Annotated in this window: 17 protein-coding genes; 14 read left to right on the plus strand and 3 right to left on the minus strand. The window is 46.1% G+C overall.

The features are described 5' to 3' along the window. Positions 1 to 64 precede the first annotated feature (64 nt). From ACHUFW_RS11320 to ACHUFW_RS11345, 6 genes are all read left to right on the plus strand, one after another. Positions 65 to 823 (plus strand): energy transducer TonB, encoded by a 759-nt coding sequence (locus tag ACHUFW_RS11320; protein ID WP_394203122.1) that lies wholly within the window; start codon positions 65 to 67, stop codon positions 821 to 823. Between the two features lie 127 nt (positions 824 to 950). Beyond that, positions 951 to 1,742: a MotA/TolQ/ExbB proton channel family protein gene (locus tag ACHUFW_RS11325; protein WP_394203124.1), complete on the plus strand. Its 792-nt coding sequence runs from the start codon at positions 951 to 953 to the stop codon at positions 1,740 to 1,742. Continuing rightward, positions 1,742 to 2,155 (plus strand): ExbD/TolR family protein, encoded by a 414-nt coding sequence (locus ACHUFW_RS11330; protein WP_394203126.1) that lies wholly within the window; start codon positions 1,742 to 1,744, stop codon positions 2,153 to 2,155. Before ACHUFW_RS11325 ends, ACHUFW_RS11330 begins: the two co-directional genes overlap by 1 nt. A gap of 44 nt (positions 2,156 to 2,199) precedes the next feature. After that, positions 2,200 to 3,114, plus strand: a complete 915-nt coding sequence (locus tag ACHUFW_RS11335; RefSeq protein WP_394203128.1) for a heme/hemin ABC transporter substrate-binding protein — start codon at positions 2,200 to 2,202, stop codon at positions 3,112 to 3,114. A gap of 22 nt (positions 3,115 to 3,136) precedes the next feature. After that, positions 3,137 to 4,156 (plus strand): FecCD family ABC transporter permease, encoded by a 1,020-nt coding sequence (locus tag ACHUFW_RS11340; RefSeq protein WP_394203130.1) that lies wholly within the window; start codon positions 3,137 to 3,139, stop codon positions 4,154 to 4,156. Continuing rightward, positions 4,156 to 4,965 carry a heme ABC transporter ATP-binding protein gene (locus tag ACHUFW_RS11345; protein ID WP_394203132.1) on the plus strand — a complete coding sequence of 270 codons (810 nt, stop codon included), beginning with the start codon at positions 4,156 to 4,158 and terminating at the stop codon, positions 4,963 to 4,965. The genes ACHUFW_RS11340 and ACHUFW_RS11345 overlap by 1 nt, the downstream gene beginning before the upstream one ends. Positions 4,966 to 4,976: 11 nt before the next feature. Here the strand turns inward: ACHUFW_RS11345 and ACHUFW_RS11350 are convergent, their stop codons facing one another. Beyond that, positions 4,977 to 5,537, minus strand: coding sequence for a TetR/AcrR family transcriptional regulator (locus ACHUFW_RS11350; protein ID WP_394203133.1), 561 nt, complete (start codon positions 5,535 to 5,537; stop codon positions 4,977 to 4,979). A 130-nt stretch (positions 5,538 to 5,667) separates the two neighbouring features. On the opposite strand from ACHUFW_RS11350, the gene ACHUFW_RS11355 reads away from it, so the two are divergent. The 3 genes from ACHUFW_RS11355 (at position 5,668) to ACHUFW_RS11365 (ending at position 8,086) form a co-directional block, all read left to right on the plus strand. Beyond that, the gene (locus tag ACHUFW_RS11355) at positions 5,668 to 6,201 is read left to right on the plus strand and encodes a dihydrofolate reductase family protein (protein ID WP_394203135.1); all 534 of its coding nucleotides are present in this window, start codon (positions 5,668 to 5,670) and stop codon (positions 6,199 to 6,201) included. Positions 6,202 to 6,318: 117 nt separating this feature from the next. Continuing rightward, positions 6,319 to 7,677 carry a heme anaerobic degradation radical SAM methyltransferase ChuW/HutW gene (hutW, locus tag ACHUFW_RS11360; RefSeq protein WP_394203136.1) on the plus strand — a complete coding sequence of 453 codons (1,359 nt, stop codon included), beginning with the start codon at positions 6,319 to 6,321 and terminating at the stop codon, positions 7,675 to 7,677. 82 nt (positions 7,678 to 7,759) lie between these two features. Then, positions 7,760 to 8,086 (plus strand): DUF2956 domain-containing protein, encoded by a 327-nt coding sequence (locus ACHUFW_RS11365; RefSeq protein ID WP_394203403.1) that lies wholly within the window; start codon positions 7,760 to 7,762, stop codon positions 8,084 to 8,086. Positions 8,087 to 8,129: 43 nt separating this feature from the next. Here the strand turns inward: ACHUFW_RS11365 and ACHUFW_RS11370 are convergent, their stop codons facing one another. After that, a complete protein-coding gene (locus ACHUFW_RS11370; RefSeq protein ID WP_394203138.1) occupies positions 8,130 to 8,504 on the minus strand; it encodes a hypothetical protein in 375 nt (124 codons plus the stop codon). A gap of 271 nt (positions 8,505 to 8,775) precedes the next feature. Here ACHUFW_RS11370 and torE point away from each other — a divergent pair, with 271 nt between their 5' ends. The 5 genes from torE (at position 8,776) to ACHUFW_RS11395 (ending at position 13,808) form a co-directional block, all read left to right on the plus strand. Continuing rightward, on the plus strand, positions 8,776 to 8,946 hold the full coding sequence (gene torE / locus ACHUFW_RS11375) for a trimethylamine N-oxide reductase system protein TorE (RefSeq protein WP_394203140.1): 171 nt from the start codon (positions 8,776 to 8,778) through the stop codon (positions 8,944 to 8,946). Between the two features lie 38 nt (positions 8,947 to 8,984). Beyond that, positions 8,985 to 10,163: a pentaheme c-type cytochrome TorC gene (gene torC / locus ACHUFW_RS11380; RefSeq protein WP_394203141.1), complete on the plus strand. Its 1,179-nt coding sequence runs from the start codon at positions 8,985 to 8,987 to the stop codon at positions 10,161 to 10,163. 15 nt (positions 10,164 to 10,178) lie between these two features. Further along, positions 10,179 to 12,671, plus strand: coding sequence for a trimethylamine-N-oxide reductase TorA (torA, locus tag ACHUFW_RS11385; RefSeq protein ID WP_394203142.1), 2,493 nt, complete (start codon positions 10,179 to 10,181; stop codon positions 12,669 to 12,671). Beyond that, positions 12,668 to 13,303: a molecular chaperone TorD gene (gene torD / locus ACHUFW_RS11390; protein WP_394203144.1), complete on the plus strand. Its 636-nt coding sequence runs from the start codon at positions 12,668 to 12,670 to the stop codon at positions 13,301 to 13,303. Before torA ends, torD begins: the two co-directional genes overlap by 4 nt. 310 nt (positions 13,304 to 13,613) lie before the next feature. Beyond that, positions 13,614 to 13,808, plus strand: a complete 195-nt coding sequence (locus tag ACHUFW_RS11395) for a hypothetical protein (RefSeq protein WP_394203145.1) — start codon at positions 13,614 to 13,616, stop codon at positions 13,806 to 13,808. 93 nt (positions 13,809 to 13,901) lie between these two features. On the opposite strand, the gene torS is transcribed toward ACHUFW_RS11395, so the two are convergent. Then, positions 13,902 to 16,985: a TMAO reductase system sensor histidine kinase/response regulator TorS gene (gene torS, locus ACHUFW_RS11400; protein WP_394203147.1), complete on the minus strand. Its 3,084-nt coding sequence runs from the start codon at positions 16,983 to 16,985 to the stop codon at positions 13,902 to 13,904. Positions 16,986 to 17,020 lie beyond the last annotated feature (35 nt).

Below are 17,020 nucleotides of genomic sequence, written 5' to 3' on the forward strand. Positions count from 1 at the left end.
GTATTAACAGGCTGAAATTATGGATTATTTTGAGCTTGATTTGATTATTTTAAGATAGTTACTCATGACTCCTAAACGTTATTTTGCTTTTGGTTGCATCACTGTTCTTCTTCAAGGAGCGGTATTAGCGTCACAAAATTCTCAACCTAGCATCGCCTTAAGCGCAGGCAGTGCCATGGGAAGCCAAGCAGTCAATGTATCAATTGCAATGCGTGCAAGTCAGGCTTCTGAGCCTCCTGCGGCGAAACAACCTCAACCCAAAGCTGAACCCGTTAAGGAAGTGGCTAAGGCCGCACCAGCGGCAAAACCAAAGCCAAAACCAGCCATTGAAAAGCCCACAAAGCCTGAACCTAAAGTAGCTAAACCTATCAAGCAGGCAAAACCGACAGCTGAAACCAACGACTCAGATACGGCGACGGCTAAATCAGCAACTCCAGCAGAACCATTGCAACCTGTTACCGATACCAAACAATCAACCACACCTGATTTAGAAGTGGCACACAATCAGGCAGCAAGCGATGCTAAGCAAGGTGTGACCCAACAAAATGTAATACTCAGCAGTCCAACCTTTGCAACACCTCCAGCACAACCCCACTACCCCAAAAAAGCACGTAAACGTGGCCTACAAGGTACGGCAACCATTGAAGTAATGTTCAACCAATATGGTGAGCAACTGTCATTAGAGCTCGTGGATAGTTCGGGTTATCGCCTCTTAGATAAAGCGGCATTGGCCGCAGTCGAAAAGTGGCAATTTGCAGCACCGCAGCCGCAAACCGCTTATGCCTATACCGTTAGGGTGCCGATTAAATTTGCCCTTAACTGACTTCGTCACACAACAACCTAACTCGGAGTTAGGCTGCATCTGTTTAATGATGCCAACAGCAATTTAGGAATGACACCAGCGTATTTGTTTTGGCTATGGGATCGAAGAGATCACCGAGGAAAAAATCATGTCACAACCGCTTTATCAACAATGGTCTGAACAACTTGGCTATTTAACTTGGCCACTGTTTATTTGCGCATTTATCTGTTTGTTGATCACCCTAGAGCGCTTAGCTTTGGTGCTATTTGAACTCCCCAAACGAGATAAATGGTTAGCACAGTTACGTGCGCAAGCTCGCACCGCAACCGCGCAAGAGCAAAAGCAATTAATGAACAATATTAGCCAAGGTCGCAGCATGCTTGCTCAGGGCACCGCACTCTTGTTGAGCCACAGTGAACACTCGCGCAGCATGCGAGAAGAGATTGTCAGTTTATGGCTAGTTAAGCAAAAAGGCCGCCTACTCTCTGGTCTAAAGGTACTGCAAATTATTGGCGTGATCACACCATTACTGGGGCTACTGGGTACGGTATTGGGTCTAATTGATATGTTTTCAGAGCTTGGTGCTTCCGATGGACCTGTTACCCCTTCTCAGCTCGCATCAGGGTTAGGACTGGCGATGAACACCACCGCAGCAGGATTAATTATTGCTGTCCCTGCGATTACCTTAGCGCACCTGTTTACCCTGTGGGCAGAACGTCGCTGTGACAAACTTGCCCATGCACTTAACTTACTTAATTTATGGCTAGATGGCTTTGATGGTGCTTTAAGCATCGGCCGTGATACCACCGCACAAATTTGCTCTAAAGCCGCCACCTGTGAACAAGCACAATGCTGCAGTTCGCGTTCAGCACAAAGTGCCAATGAACACAGCCAAGCAAATACCGCCATCAATGCTGCACCAACAGTAGGACAAGCCTAATGATTAGCGCAAACAGCAATAATAGTTCGAGCTCATTCGGCCTCGATCTCACCCCGTTAATCGACATCATCTTTATTGTCTTGGTGTTTCTATTGCTCACCGCCAATACCCAGCTATTAACCCTGCCTGTGGAGGTGCCAACAGAAGCAGACTCTGAGCTTAGCGCACTTTCACAACAGCAGCACATCGCCATCAATATTCTGCTAGATGCGCCACATTGGGCAATCGATGGCCAAAAGTTTGATGATTTTGACGCTTTTGAAGCCGCTTTTATCAAAGCCTTTAGTGCCCAACCAGACAGTAAAGTTGTTGTCGCAGCGGACAAGTCTGCCCCGGTACAGCCGCTTATGACCGTGCTGGCCCTTTTGCAACGGCAGCAAATCAGTAACACCCAAATTTTAATGGAACCCTAAGTAAAAGCGCGGGTTGCAGATAACTTATTACCTTGGAGAAAACCATGTTCAAGCTAAGCAGAACAATAAAACGTCTTTCACAACAAAAATTAGCAGCGTGTTCCTTGGGACTCGCGGCGTCAATGCTGTTATCAACTCAGGCTTTGGCCAATGATGAGACAACACAGCGGGTCGTCAGCGCAGGTGCAGGTGTCACCGAGCTAGTGCTGGCACTAGACGGTATTGATGAGCTGGTTGCGGTAGATTCAACCAGCCAACTGCCACAAGGCCATGATGACATTGCTAAACTAGGCTATCACCGCATGTTAAGCGCAGAAGGCATACTCGCCTTATCGCCACACATGCTTTTAGGTACAGATGCAATGGGTCCAAAAGCCACCTTAGATGTACTGTCTGGCGCCAATGTCAATGTAGTGCAACTGCCCCACGCGAATACCAAAGCACAGCTGCTAAGCAATATTGAGCAAATAGGTGAATTGCTGCATCGACAACCACAAGCCCAAACCTTACAAGCCAATATTAATCAATCGTTCAAAGACATTGAGCAGAAGCAACAAAAGATTGCCCAACAAGGTGACGCCCCTAAAGTGCTATTTTTGCTGTTACAAGCTGACCGCCCCGCCCGCGTTGGTGGTGACGACACTGCGGCAGATATCATCATTAAATTAGCCGGCGGCAATAATATCGCTGGGTTTAGTGGTTACAAATCGGTGTCTCAAGAAGGCATTTTGTCGCTCCAGCCTGATGTCATCCTCATCTCAAACCGCTCAGATAAACCTGTTGAGGATCCGGTTGCAGATCTACTGAGCGCTATGCCGCTTTTAGCACACACTCCGGCTGGTAAGAACAAGCAAATACAATCACTAAAACCACAAGCTTTACTCGGTGGGCTCGGCCTAAGTGCCATTGAAGCAGCCGATAAACTGGCAAGTGATTTCATCATGGTTAAGCAGTACTAAGCAAATAATAGCAGGATAAACAATGGATAATCGTCGTTGGCTGTGGCCTGGATTACTTGGCGCATTGGTAATCACAAGCTTGATGTCTGTCAGCATAGGTCCACTACAAATAAGCCCTTCCGTCAGTTTGCAAGCCATGGTCAATTGGGCAACGCAGCTTGAAATGGGCAATGTTGCTCCCCATGAGCAACTCGTCATAAACAATGTGCGCTTACCCAGAACATTGTTAGCCCTTGCTGTCGGTGCAGTGCTGGCGCAATGCGGCGCGGTAATGCAAGGGTTGTTTCGCAACCCGCTAGCCGATCCCGGCATTATCGGCGTCTCTTCCGGTGCAGCGTTAGGCGCGGCTATATGTATCGTGCTGTTCCCACAGGGCGGAGAATACATGGTTGCATTATCAGCATTCATTGCTGGCCTGTTAACCACCTTGACCGTGTATCGCTTAGCGAGCAGCCCCAGTGGTACTTCGGTGGTGTTACTGCTGTTATCGGGAGTAGCCATTGCCGCCCTAGCTGGTGCTGGCATCGGGTTATTAACCTACATGGCCGATGACATGGCACTGAGGGATTTAACCTTGTGGCAAATGGGATCAATTGCCGGCGCACAGTGGCACTATGTCATTTTAACGTTAATAGCGTTGGCACTGGTGAGTTGGCAATTTAACCGCAGCGCTAAGGCACTCAATGCGCTTTTGCTTGGTGAAGCAGAAGCACGCCACCTTGGGCTCGATGTCGATAAATTGAAGTTCAAACTGATCGTATTATGCGCTATTGGCGTTGGAATAGCCGTTGCCGCTACCGGTATTATCGGCTTCATTGGCCTAGTGGTGCCCCATTTAGTACGCATGATGGTAGGACCCGATCACAAGCAGTTGCTGCCCCTTAGCGCCATGTTGGGCGCAGCAATATTGGCGCTTGCAGATATTGGCGCTCGCGCATTGGTCGCGCCATCAGAGCTACCTGTAGGACTAGTGACTGCCCTTTTGGGCGCACCATTTTTCATCTTGCTGTTACTTAAACAACGCCATAGGTTGGTATCATAATGACAATGCCCAACAAAACGCCCGAACAAGTCGCTGGCGATACGGTACTGCAAGTCCGTCATCTCAGCGTACGTATCGGTCATAAACCCGTTTTAACCGATATCAACTTAGACATTCAAGCTGGTCAAGTGACCGCGTTGTTAGGCCCTAATGGGGCTGGTAAATCAACGCTGCTGAAAAGCTTATGTCAGGAGATAAGCCTTGATGCGGGTAGCATCAAGGTATTTGACCAAGCGCTCCCACAATGGAATCGTCAACATCTGGCTAAATCACTCGCAGTATTGCCCCAGCATGCGTCGTTAACTTTCCCCTTTAAAGTCCATGAAGTGGTTGAGATGGGACTCTACCCGTTGACATTAAGTCAGCAACAAGGACAGGAATTAGTGCGCGAGCAATTGGTTAAAGTCGATCTACTGCATCTGCAAAATCGTAGCTACCCGACACTCTCTGGCGGCGAAAAGCAACGGGTGCAACTTGCACGCGTACTGACTCAATTGGCGCAAGCTCCGCAAACGCCGATATTATTGTTAGATGAGCCCACTTCAGCATTAGATTTAGCTCAACAGCATCGAGTTTTATCACTGGCAAAGACCTTAGCTCATCAGCATCAGTATGCGGTTATTGTCGTGTTACACGACCTTAACCAAGCATCTCGTTATGCCGACAGGCTGGTGATCCTTGAACAAGGTCAAATCGTGGGTGATGGCTGCGCCGCAAGTACCCTGACAGCAGACACAGTACGTCAAGTTTGGCACTACGATCCCGTTGTGGTGAACGCGCCTGATAGCGGCTCACCTTTACTGTTTTAGTTAAACGGCGATTAGCGTGGCAGTTCAATTGCCTGACATAAGAGTGAAATGGGTCCTTGTAATTGTGCCACAGTTAATTGCCCGGTGGTGTCACAGCGCATAGCTAGGGCAAATCCATGTAAGTAATCAACCAGTAAACACAATACATGATTGAAATGTTGCTGGTCTAAATTCAGCGGCTCTAAGATGTTAACTAGCTGAGTGGTGAACACTTCTGCTGGCCCGGTCGACTTCATGGTTAACAAGGTGTCGAGTAACCCGGCATATTGACTCAATAAGCCAATGTAACGTTGACTAAGTGCTAACAATTCTGCTTGCCAGTCATCAGCAGTTTGCTCCATTGCCACTTCAGCAACTAATGACATGGCCAGTGATTCAAGCAACACATTTTTATTGTCGAAATAGTGATATATCGCCATGGCATCGACCTGTAATTCGGCCGCTAACTGTCTAATGCTAGGAACTTTTCCCTGCTCAAGCATCATCAGCTTCGCCTGGGAAATAATGCGCTGCTGGCTAAGTGGCTGGCCCGATGCTGGCGGGCGACCGCGCTTCTTGGTCTTGACAGTCATGAATTTGTCTCGATAAAATATTATTTTCTACAGTGTAGAATATTAATTTATTTCGTCGGCAAATTCAATATTGTGGCGCTGCTTGCCACACGGCTCTGAAGCTATGCTGGCCTTTTAATGAGGAAATGTCATGACAAACACGGCTTATATTGCAACGAGTCTTGATGGCTTGATCGCTGGCGAGAATGACAATTTGGATTGGTTACATGATATTCCTAATCCCGACAATGATGACTTAGGTTTTAATGCGTTCATGGGCAGTGTTGATGCCTTAGTGATGGGACGAAATACATTTGAAATGGTATTGAGTTTTGGCGTTGACTGGCCCTATAGCAAGCCAGTGTTTGTATTAAGTAATCAATTAACCTCTGTACCATTAGAGTTAGAGAACAAAGCTTTTATCGTCAACGGCGAGATTGAAGATGTACTACAAAGCATTCATCAACAGGGTTACCAAAATTTATACATTGATGGTGGTAAGGTCATTCAACAATTTCTGCAGCGGGACCTTATCGACAAACTCATTATTACCACAATTCCAGTCATTTTAGGTGCAGGCACTCCGCTTTTTGCTGCGCTGCAAAAGCCTTTAAAATTTACACATGTCGCGGCCGAACCACTACTGAACTGCATTGTAAAAAATACTTACATTAGACAGAGATAAGTCACCGACAAAATTGACATAGTTTTACAAACTCCCTGCTGGAAGTTTGATCCGCAGCAACAAAAAACCATTTGATAATGATTATTATTATCGAATAAATCGTTACTTGAGGTTGCTATGCAATTTACCCCCACAATGACGGGACTCAATAGTCCCGATCCACTTCAACATGCTTTTAAAGTCAAAAGTGCTCCCCATGCTGGGCGAAGTAATGTTCGTCCGGTGAATATCGACTCGGCACATTGGCAACAGTGGTGGCAACAACCAAGTCAAGCTAGCCAAAGAGCCTTGTATATCCACCTACCGTTTTGCCGTAAACGCTGCAGTTTTTGTAACTTCTTTGAAAATGGGACTAACCCAGAGAAAGTCAGTCACTACGCAGATGTATTGGTAGAACAATTACATATCGCAGCGGATACCCCTTTTGCCCAAAGTCAGCCATTTGATACGGTTTACGTGGGTGGCGGCACTCCAACGGATATGCAAGCTCAGGAGATCGGTCGCTTAGGTCAAGCGATCAAACGGTTCAACTTAGTCGATGATGCTGAGGTTACCCTTGAAGGTCGGCTAAATGGTCTTGATGATGATAAATGGCTTGCGGCAACCAACAATGGTTTTAACCGTTTCTCTTTTGGCGTGCAGAGCTTTGATACCGATGTGCGCATAGCGGCAGGCCGCTTCGATGACAAATCCAATCTACTCGAACGACTGCAACAACTCAGCCAGCACCCCACCGCGAGCGTTGTGATCGACCTGATCTTTGGTTTGCCCGGTCAAACCATGGACATTTGGCAACAAGATCTACAAGCCGTGCTTGATAGCGGTGTACACGGCATCGATTTATATCAATTGATCGGCCTGCAAGGATCGCGTATGGAGCACGCGAAAGACAAAGGCAAGGTTATCGCGCCGGCAAACAATCAATTTCAAGCTGACAGTCAAACCCGTGCTCAAATGTACGCCACTGGCGCTAGCCATTTTGAATCCAATGGCTGGCAAAGATTATCAAGTTGTCACTGGCGCCGCGATGAAAGAGAACGCAGTATTTACAATACATTGGCCAAGAGTGGCATTGAAATCTTACCTTTCGGCGCAGGAGCTGGCGGCAGCATACATGGGCATGCCTGCATGAATGGACGCGATTTAAAGGCTTGGCATCAAGCCCATCAACACGCAACAACAAGCACACCGGTACAAGTGCCACAAATGATGATGACGCCAAACCCTAAAGCGCAGCTTGACGCTATTTTCAAACGCGGCTTAGACACAGGTCTTCTAAACTTAGCACTGCTGCCAACCGCGCTAGCCAACCATCTGATGCCCTTATTCAACAAGTGGCAACAAAATGGCTTAGCCACAGTGCAACAACAGCAGTTAGAGCTTACATTAGCAGGCCGATTTTGGAACGTGAACTTGCAAACAGGATTATTCGAGTTCTTGGCAAAGAACCCACCAAGCAACGAGCTGGCCGCTTAACAGCTGTTGCTATCTGCGCACTGCATTTTGGTTACTATACCTGATATAGTGCGCGTTGAATTCAAGCAACTTAATCATCAGCATGGCACAAACCATCTCCAACGAAACTAAAAATGAGGCAATGAAGGTAGCTAAAGCGACCCAAAAGCCGGGACAAACGAAAGAACAAACTAAGCTGATCGCTCAAGGGATTGAAAAAGGCATTGCCGAATATAAGAAACAACAAAAATCCAAGGCAAGAGCCAAAGATAAACAGCGCAAACAAGCCCTCAAAGCCAAAGCGCGCGATAGCGCAGATCTTGAATCAAATACACCAGAGCATACCACCACTAAGAATCAACAAATCTTACCCTGGCTGCTGCTTATCCTCAGCTGGATAGGGTTTATTGGCTGGCAGTTGCTTGGTTAAAGCGTGTCTAGCTAATGAGTTATTGGCTAATTAGCTAGTTTTGCTAATCTAACAGGTATTCGCTGAGGTTCATCCGGCTATTGGCGATCGTTTTTATATACAGTAGTTGCTCCACCAGCAAAGCACAGATTGAGGCAATCTGTTGCTGATTGCTAGCCTTAGCCATATCGTTTAGCAAGCTGCGCCCTTGGTGTAAAAAAGAGCTAATGTCTGGCGTCACCTGCAGCGTGTACTGAATCACTCTTTCCGCGTGTTGCAACTCAAACTCACCACCATTTAATAACAAAATTTCATAGGCTCGATTCAAGGCAAACTCAGCAAACAGTGCAACCTTGTTATAATCAATCACTTCTTGATTGAGTTCTCGCTGCAACTCATCTAGTAGCGCTGTTAGCCGTTTATAAAAATCTACCTGCATAGGTATCGCCACTCCTATCGTATGGTTAATATCATGCAGGGCAGACTAATAACAAAGAGTAAAACCATAAAATGAGTTACTAACTTGATTTTTAATATTTTAGAAAACAATCACACCAAATTACTGATAGTAAAGGTAAAAATTCAAAAATAAATCTGTTCATATTTTGTCATAACTTGTCTTAATCCATTCATTATCATCGCCATCGTCATTCATATCTGCTCCCTATAATGGCCTCATCAAAAATTGCTTATTCAGCCGGAGTCAGACCATGGCAAAGCCTCAAGCTGCAAATACCACAGCTGCTAACAAAAAAGATGAGTTGAAAGCACTGAGCTTCATCATCTTTATTCTGTTTCCCGTACTCGCCGTCAGTTTTGTCAGCGTTTACGGTTTCATCATTTGGATGATTCAAGCATTTGGTGGCGTAGTCGGTCACTAAACCATCACTTAGTTTATATTTATCAAGAGGATGCGATTATGAGATGGTTTATCAACATCTGGCGCACATTAAACAAACCAGCACAGTATTTAACCCTAGGATCAATCAGTATCTCTGCATTTCTAATGGGGATCATTTTTTGGGGTGGATTTAACACCGCACTAGAAGCCACTAATACAGAAGAGTTCTGCATTAGCTGCCACAGTATGGAAAGCAAGCCCTACCAAGAGCTACAAGAAACTGTTCACTGGTCAAATCATTCAGGTGTGCGTGCTACCTGCCCTGACTGCCACGTTCCCCATGAGTGGAGCCGCAAAATTGGCCGTAAAATGGAAGCATCTCATGATGTATGGGGTTGGTTATTGCAAACGGTTAATACGCCAGAGAAGTTTGAAGAAAAACGCTTAGAAATGGCCAGCCGCGAGTGGAAACGCTTTGACCGCGATAACTCTTTGGCATGCAAAAACTGCCACAACTATGATTCCATGAAGTGGGAAGACATGTCTGCTCTAGCGCAAAAGCAGATGAAACGCGCGGCAGAGTTAGATCAAAGCTGTATTGATTGCCATAAAGGTATCGCTCACAAACTCCCTGATATGGGCACTGCCCGTGCACCAGAACTGATTGGTCAGGTAGGGTCAGGAGTTAGCAGCCTTGAAGTGAACCAAAGCTACTTCACTGCCTTAACCAAACCATTGTACTTCAATGAAAAAACCGATGTAGAAGCCGGTACTTTAAACATTGCCACCAAAGTAAAAGTGCTAGAGGTGAAAGGTAATCGCGCCAAGATCGGCATTGATGGCTGGCGTAAGAAAATTGGTGCCGGACGCGTGATTTACTATGACTTCGGACTCAATATCTTAAGTGCACAACTCACTAAAGATGCAGCACTTGAAGAAGGCGTAATTAACACCTTTGAAGAACAAGAAGATCCGATGACAGGATTGAAGTGGCAACGTGTGGAAGCGGTAATTTGGACCGATACCGATTACTTACTCAGCGATTTACAACCACTTTGGGACTATGCTCGCGGCACCTATAACACCGCTTGTAGTGTTTGCCACACTCAGCCTGATGCTGCGCACTTTGACGCTAACACCTGGCCAGGCATGTTCCAAGGCATGATTGCCTTTGTCAACATGGACCAAGATACCCAAGCACTGGTGCAAAAGTATCTTCAAGAGCATTCATCAACGTTTGACAAGTCAGCACATTAATTAGGACAGCAAAACATGAACAGAAGAGATTTCTTAAAAGGCTTAGTTGGCACCTCTTACGTTGTCCTAAGCGGCTCATCAGTGTTAGCCCCGCTCAATGCTTTAGCAGCCAGTGGCGCTGATGCCACTGATGGTTGGTTAACGACAGGCTCACATTTTGGTGCATTCAAAATGAAGCGTAAAAATGGTGTCATAGCTGAAGTTAAGCCATTTGATAGCGACAAATATCCAACGGATATGATTAATGGTGTTAAAGGCTTAGTGTACAACCCTTCACGGGTACGCTACCCCATGGTACGCCTAGATTTCCTATTAAAAGGCCATAAGAGTGATACCACACAGCGCGGTGATTTCCGCTTTGTACGTGTCACTTGGGATAAAGCACTTTCTCTATTTAAAGACTCTTTAGATGAAGTGCAAACCAAGTATGGGCCATCGGGTTTGCACGCTGGCCAAACAGGTTGGCGTGCGACCGGGCAGCTACATTCAAGCACCAGCCATATGCAGCGTGCTGTAGGTATGCATGGCAACTTTGTTAAAAAAGTCGGCGACTACTCAACCGGCGCAGGGCAAACCATTTTGCCTTACATTTTAGGTTCAACCGAAGTGTATGCCCAAGGTACCTCATGGCCACTTATTCTAGAGAACAGTAAAACCATTATTTTATGGTCAAATGACCCTTATAAGAACTTACAAGTGGGCTGGAACGCTGAAACCCATGAATCTTATGCCTATCTTGCACAGTTAAAAGAGAAAGTGGCAAAAGGTGAGATTCGCGTAATTAGCATCGACCCTGTTGTGACTAAGACTCAGCAATATCTAGGCTGTGAGCAGCTCTATGTTAATCCACAAACCGATGTGGCATTAATGTTAGGTATTGCCCACGAGATGGTCGCTAACGATCTGCATGATAGTGCTTTCATTGAAGGCTACAGCTTGGGCTTTGATCGTTTCTTACCTTACCTTCAGGGTAAAACTGATGGTGTGGAAAAAACGCCGGAATGGGCTGCAAAAATCACTGGCGTATCTGCAGAAATCATTCGTGATCTCGCTAAAGTGATGACCAAAGATCGCACCCAGATTTTGATGGGCTGGTGCATTCAACGTCAACAACATGGCGAGCAACCTTATTGGATGGCGGCAGTTCTCGCTACCATGATAGGTCAAATTGGTCTACCTGGCGGCGGCATTAGCTATGGCCACCACTATTCCAGTATCGGTGTACCTTCATCGGGTGCAGCGGCACCAGGCGCATTTCCACGTAATTTGGATGAAGGCCAAAAGCCAATTTTTGACAACAATGACTTTAAAGGCACAAGCAGCACAATCCCGGTTGCACGCTGGATTGACGCGATACTAGAGCCTGGTAAAACCATTGATGCTAACGGTAGTAAAGTGACCTACCCTGACATCAAAATGATGGTGTTCTCAGGTAACAACCCTTGGAATCATCACCAAGATCGTAACCGTATGAAGCAAGCATTCCATAAGCTGGAATGTGTCGTCACCATCGACATGAACTGGACTGCGACTTGCCGCTTCTCTGACATCGTATTGCCAGCTTGTACCACTTTTGAACGCAACGATATTGATGTTTATGGTAGCTACGCTAATCGCGGTATCTTAGCGATGCAAAAAATGGTTGAGCCACTGTTTGAGAGCTTATCGGACTTCGAAATTTTCACGCGTTTTGCCCGCTTGTTAGGCAAAGAGAAAGAATACACTCGCGGCCTTACTGAGCGTGAGTGGATTGCTAACCTCTACAATGACTGTAAAGCAGCCAATGCTGAAAAGTTTGACATGCCGGACTTCGAGACCTTCTGGAAACAAGGGTATGTGCACTTTGGCGAAGGCAAGCCTTGGACTCGCCATGCGGCATTTAGAGAAGATCCAGAAATCAATCCACTGGGTACACCTTCTGGCTTGATTGAAATCTTCAGTCGTAAGATTGCCCAATACGGTTATGATGACTGTCCTGGTCACCCAACTTGGATGGAAAAATCAGAGCGTAGCCATGGTGGCCCTGGTTCAGAAAAATTCCCAATTTGGATGCAGTCTTGCCACCCAGATAAACGCTTGCATTCACAGATGTGTGAATCAGAAGCTTACCGTGAATCTTATGCGGTTAATGGTCGTGAGCCGGTATACTTAAACCCTGTTGATGCCAAGCAACGCGGCATTCAGTCAGGTGATATTGTTCGGGTATTCAATGACCGAGGTCAATTACTTGCAGGAGCTGTGGTATCTGACAATTTCCCTCGTGGCGTGATCCGCATTCATGAAGGCGCATGGTATGGCCCAGTAGGCGAAGATGGCAGTAAAGAGGGCGGAGCCGAAATTGGCGCCTTGTGTAGCTACGGTGACCCGAATACACTAACCCAAGATATTGGTACCTCTAAACTAGCACAAGCTTGTGCAGCCTATACCTGTTTAGTGGAATTTGAAAAATACCGCGGCAAAGTACCTCAAGTCAGTGCTTTTAGCGGTCCTGTTGAGATAGCACTATGAGCGCACAACAAGATCAAGCGATGAACCAAGCAAGAGCAAGTATCTATCAGTTGTTATCTTCTTTGTTTGCCAAAGAGGTTGATCACCAGATCTTGCATGAGCTCACCAGTGAGCAAGCCTTAGCTTTCTGGCAGCAGCTCGCCACAGAGCCGAGCTTTAGCCAAGACGTTGAGCAAATTGTAGCTAAGCTACAAGGGCTAACCTCTGATAAGGCCTTGCTGGAGTTGGCTGCGGATTACTGTGGATTATTTTTGGTTGGCACTAAACATAGTGCCTCGCCATACGCTAGCTTGTACCTCAACAGCGCGAATCAAGCTGAAGATGAACCGCTACTGTTTGGTGAACAACATCAACAAATGAGCCAATTCTTAAAACAAAGTCAGCTGCAAATTCAAAGTGAGTTTCCAGAGCCAGCCGATCATATTGCCGTTATTTTGGCTTATGTGGCCCATATTTGTACTCACCAAGATAAGCTGCAACAAGCGCAATTTGTCAGTCAGAATTTGGCGAATTGGTTAGCTAACTTTGTCGCCAAAGTCGTTGAGGTTGACCAAGGTGGATTCTATTTATCCCTAGCGAAACTCACAGCTGCATGGGTGGAATCTGACCTGCAATGGCTGCAAAGCGAATAACATCTGCAAACTTTCGCTTACTCGCTAACACTCATCTCTGTAAAGGCCAAATACTGACTCAGTATTTGGCCTTTTATCTCTACACTTAACATCACTAAGCCCATTATTGTGCGAGAACAAGATATATTAAAACTAGTACAAATGTACTATTTTCAGCCACTTCCAAGGCTTAAAGCTTAAATAAGGTAATACTAAACCACCCAATCATGATGAATTCCTTGCACCGCGGTTGTCAGGCGAAGCACAGCTTGTTAGGTTGATTTTTGCTCGATATTGAGCAACGGATTGAATAACAATTAAGGACTATATAATGAAAAATAAGCTTAAATTTGCCCTGGTCGCGGTATCAATGGGATTTGGTATGTCTATGGCTTCAACATCAGTGATTGCAGAAATTTCACAATGCGCGGTAGATTGTAATCGCGCTTGGGGCTATTGCGTACAGTCTGGTAATGCGCAATCTTGGTGTGATCAACAACGCCAGCAATGCCTAGCCAAATGCTAACTGCTAACATGTGATCGGCAAATGTAAGCTCTGAGTAGATGGCTTTTACGAAAGCCTGCGGCTCTACCGAGCTTTTAACTGACCATTAATCATCTATTGTTGTTCAGCTAGCCAATCTGCCATTGCCTTAAGCGAATGCTGCCAAGTTTGCCAGATTGCTTGATGATAGTTCGAGCTGTAATCATCAACACTCGCCACCTGCAACTCAGTTTGTTTACACAGTGATGCAAGAGACTGCATGCCAATGCTCGCACTGCTGCCTTTTAGGGCATGCAACACCTTGAGGTAATCATCACTCGCTTGCGACAACGTACTGATATGTTGTTCACTAGAGTCGACATAGAGCTCATACAGTTCAGCGACCGCAGATAACCCCAAATACGCTTTATCTTGATTGAGCTGCGCTATATCGAGTAAAGGCTCAGTGTCTTCCGACTGTTCAGTGTATTGCGACGACTCATTATCGGCCACTTGCCCAGACTCACCGTTATCTGCAACGGCTTGCTTATCGAGCGTGTCGATACTCTTATCGCTCTCTGCGCTACCTTGATCGTCATCACCACTGGCTTGCTCGGCCTTGGAAGATAACGCTAGCGCCCGCCCTAACCAGTTTTGCAGCGCTTGCATATCAAGTGGCTTCATCAACACTTGGTCAAACCCTTGCTGCTGATAATGTTGCATATCTTGCGGTTGCACTTGTGCAGTAAATGCAGCAATTTCAGTATCAAGATCTAAAGCTTTATTGAGTGACTGAAACTCTTCAAGCAACGTCAGGCCAGAGCCATCTCCTAACTGAATATCTAACATGATGGCATTAAATTCAGATGCACTGCTGGCTTGATAGCAAGCCCGAGCCTGCTCACAACTACCAACCAATACCGAGTCATGACCTAAATGCGCCAAAAACCCTTGGGCGACCATGGCGTTAATTTTATTATCTTCAACCACCAACACCCGCTTAGGCGCGACTAATTGAATCGCAAGATTTTGCTCTGTAGTCGGCCCTTGGCACTCGATTAACGGTAATGAGAAACCAAAACAACTGCCCTTGCCCACCTGGCTGCGAACCCACAAGCTAGATTGCTCGCTTTCATGGTGCTGCTCGCTATCCATCAACTCCACCAACTGCTTGCTAATTGCCAGCCCTAAGCCTGTTCCGCGATCACGTCCTTTGGACGGTTCATTACTGTAGGCTTTAAACAGTTGGCTCATTGCTTGTTCATCGATGCCGATACCGCTATCAGATACGGTAAATGCTAACCGCTGGCCACGGCGTTCGACCAATAATTCAACCTTGCCTTGGGGGGTGAATTTGATGGCGTTACCCAATAAATTAAATAACACTTGTCGCAGCTTCGGCCCGTCGATGTAGACCCATTTAGGTAAATTTTCATGGGTAGAAACTAAGGTTAACCCAGCTAAACCGGCACCAGCCAACATAATCGCGGCCACTTCATCGAGTAGCTGATTTAAATCGACTTCTCTAGGCTCATTTGCGAGTTTACTCTGCTCTAGACGGGAGAAATCGAGAATATCATTGAGCACGGTTTGCAATAAGGTGCCACTGTATTGAGACAACGCCAACATCTGTTGCTGTGCTGGCGGCAAATTAGAATGCCCAAGTAAGGTCAAAGTCCCTAACAGTCCATTTAACGGTGTACGGATCTCATGGCTCATGGTGGCTAAAAATAGCGATTTTGCTTGGTTAGCTTGCTCGGCCATCTCCCTTGCCACTTCCTGGCCTTTTACCTCTTTATCTAACTGAGCATTAGCCTGCGCCAATGCCAACGTACGCTCTTCAACTTTAGCCTCTAGCGCCTGTTTATGTTCAAACAATTCAGCGGCGGTTTCCCGAAGTTGCGCTTGCAATTTCTGATTATGATCAGTTTTTTGCTTAAAGGCTTTAATGGTACTGGCCATGGCAGCCAGCTCATCATCACCTTGGGTATCAATAGTCACATTAGTATTGCCTAGACTCAGCTGCGCCAACGCCTTAGTCGCGGCATCAAGTTTGAGGGCAATGCCTTTATAAATCACCCGGTATACAACAGTAGCAATCACCAGCAGAATCAACAGGCCAGTTAACCATAACCCTAACTTGGCCCAGTGCAGTTGTTGTAAATATGCCTGTCTGGCATTATCTGTGGTTATCCCTTGCTTGCGCATCGCACTGTCTACCGCTTGGTTCAATGACCCAAGCTTATCCATTAATGTTTGTAGTTGTACTTCTTGAGCGCGATACAGTCCATTATGTTGTTGCTGTAATTGCAAACTGCTCGGCACTGTTTGTAATACCTCGATGGCAGCGGCCAAAGCTTTAGCTCTAACTGGGTCTCGAATAATGGCGCTAAGCTGAGTCAGAGATGGCAAATATTGCAAGCTTGAATCCATACTCGCCAACTGTAATTCATCGGGCTGAGTGCGCTTTTCGGCAAAGCTCTCAAGGCCAACAATCAACTGATTATCTAATTCTGGTGATTGAAATATTTGCCCAAGTAACGCCACATTATGAATGATTTTAAGGGCAAGATTGAGCCTTTCTTGGGTGTCTAAATCCTGCTCAATCAAGCTATCTAACAATTGGGTGGTTTGCTGTTCACCAACAGCTTGAGGGTAAGCTAAGCTAATCTTCGATAAGATAATTGAGTCGACAATCGCAAGTTCTGCCTGCAACAGGCGTGTACTTTCATTCGCTGAGTTCACCAACGCCTGACCTTGTAAGTCCAGTTGGTAGGCACTGCGGATCCGCTCTCCAACCAACTCACCCAGCTGGGTTAAATCAGCAATGATCTCAGCAGCGCTTTGAGCCAAACTCACATCAAAATCGACATCAAAAGACTTTAGATTGCCAATAGCGTTTAGCATCGCAGCACTATTAATAGATAGCTTGCGACCAACTAATTGCCGCTGAGACTCATCATCGGATAAGCCTAATTGCTTGGCATTGTCTGCTAATGCATTACTAGACAACACCAATTTTCGCGCCGCTTCTGAGGCGGGTAATGCTTGATCATACAAGTACTGATCGGCCTGCTTAACCCAGCGCAAGCTTAAACTGCCTAAGCTCACCAATAAAATCAGCAGCACTGCCAACAACGCGAAGGCCAACAGTAAGCGGCCAATCAGGCTCTTACGAGATAAGGGTAATGAAAACAAAGACAATTGTGGTAACGACAAGACGATCACTCTTTTTCATTTAGCTGTTACAATAT

It is taken from the genome of Shewanella waksmanii (assembly GCF_043643685.1).
GTDB lineage: Bacteria > Pseudomonadota > Gammaproteobacteria > Enterobacterales > Shewanellaceae > Shewanella > Shewanella waksmanii_A.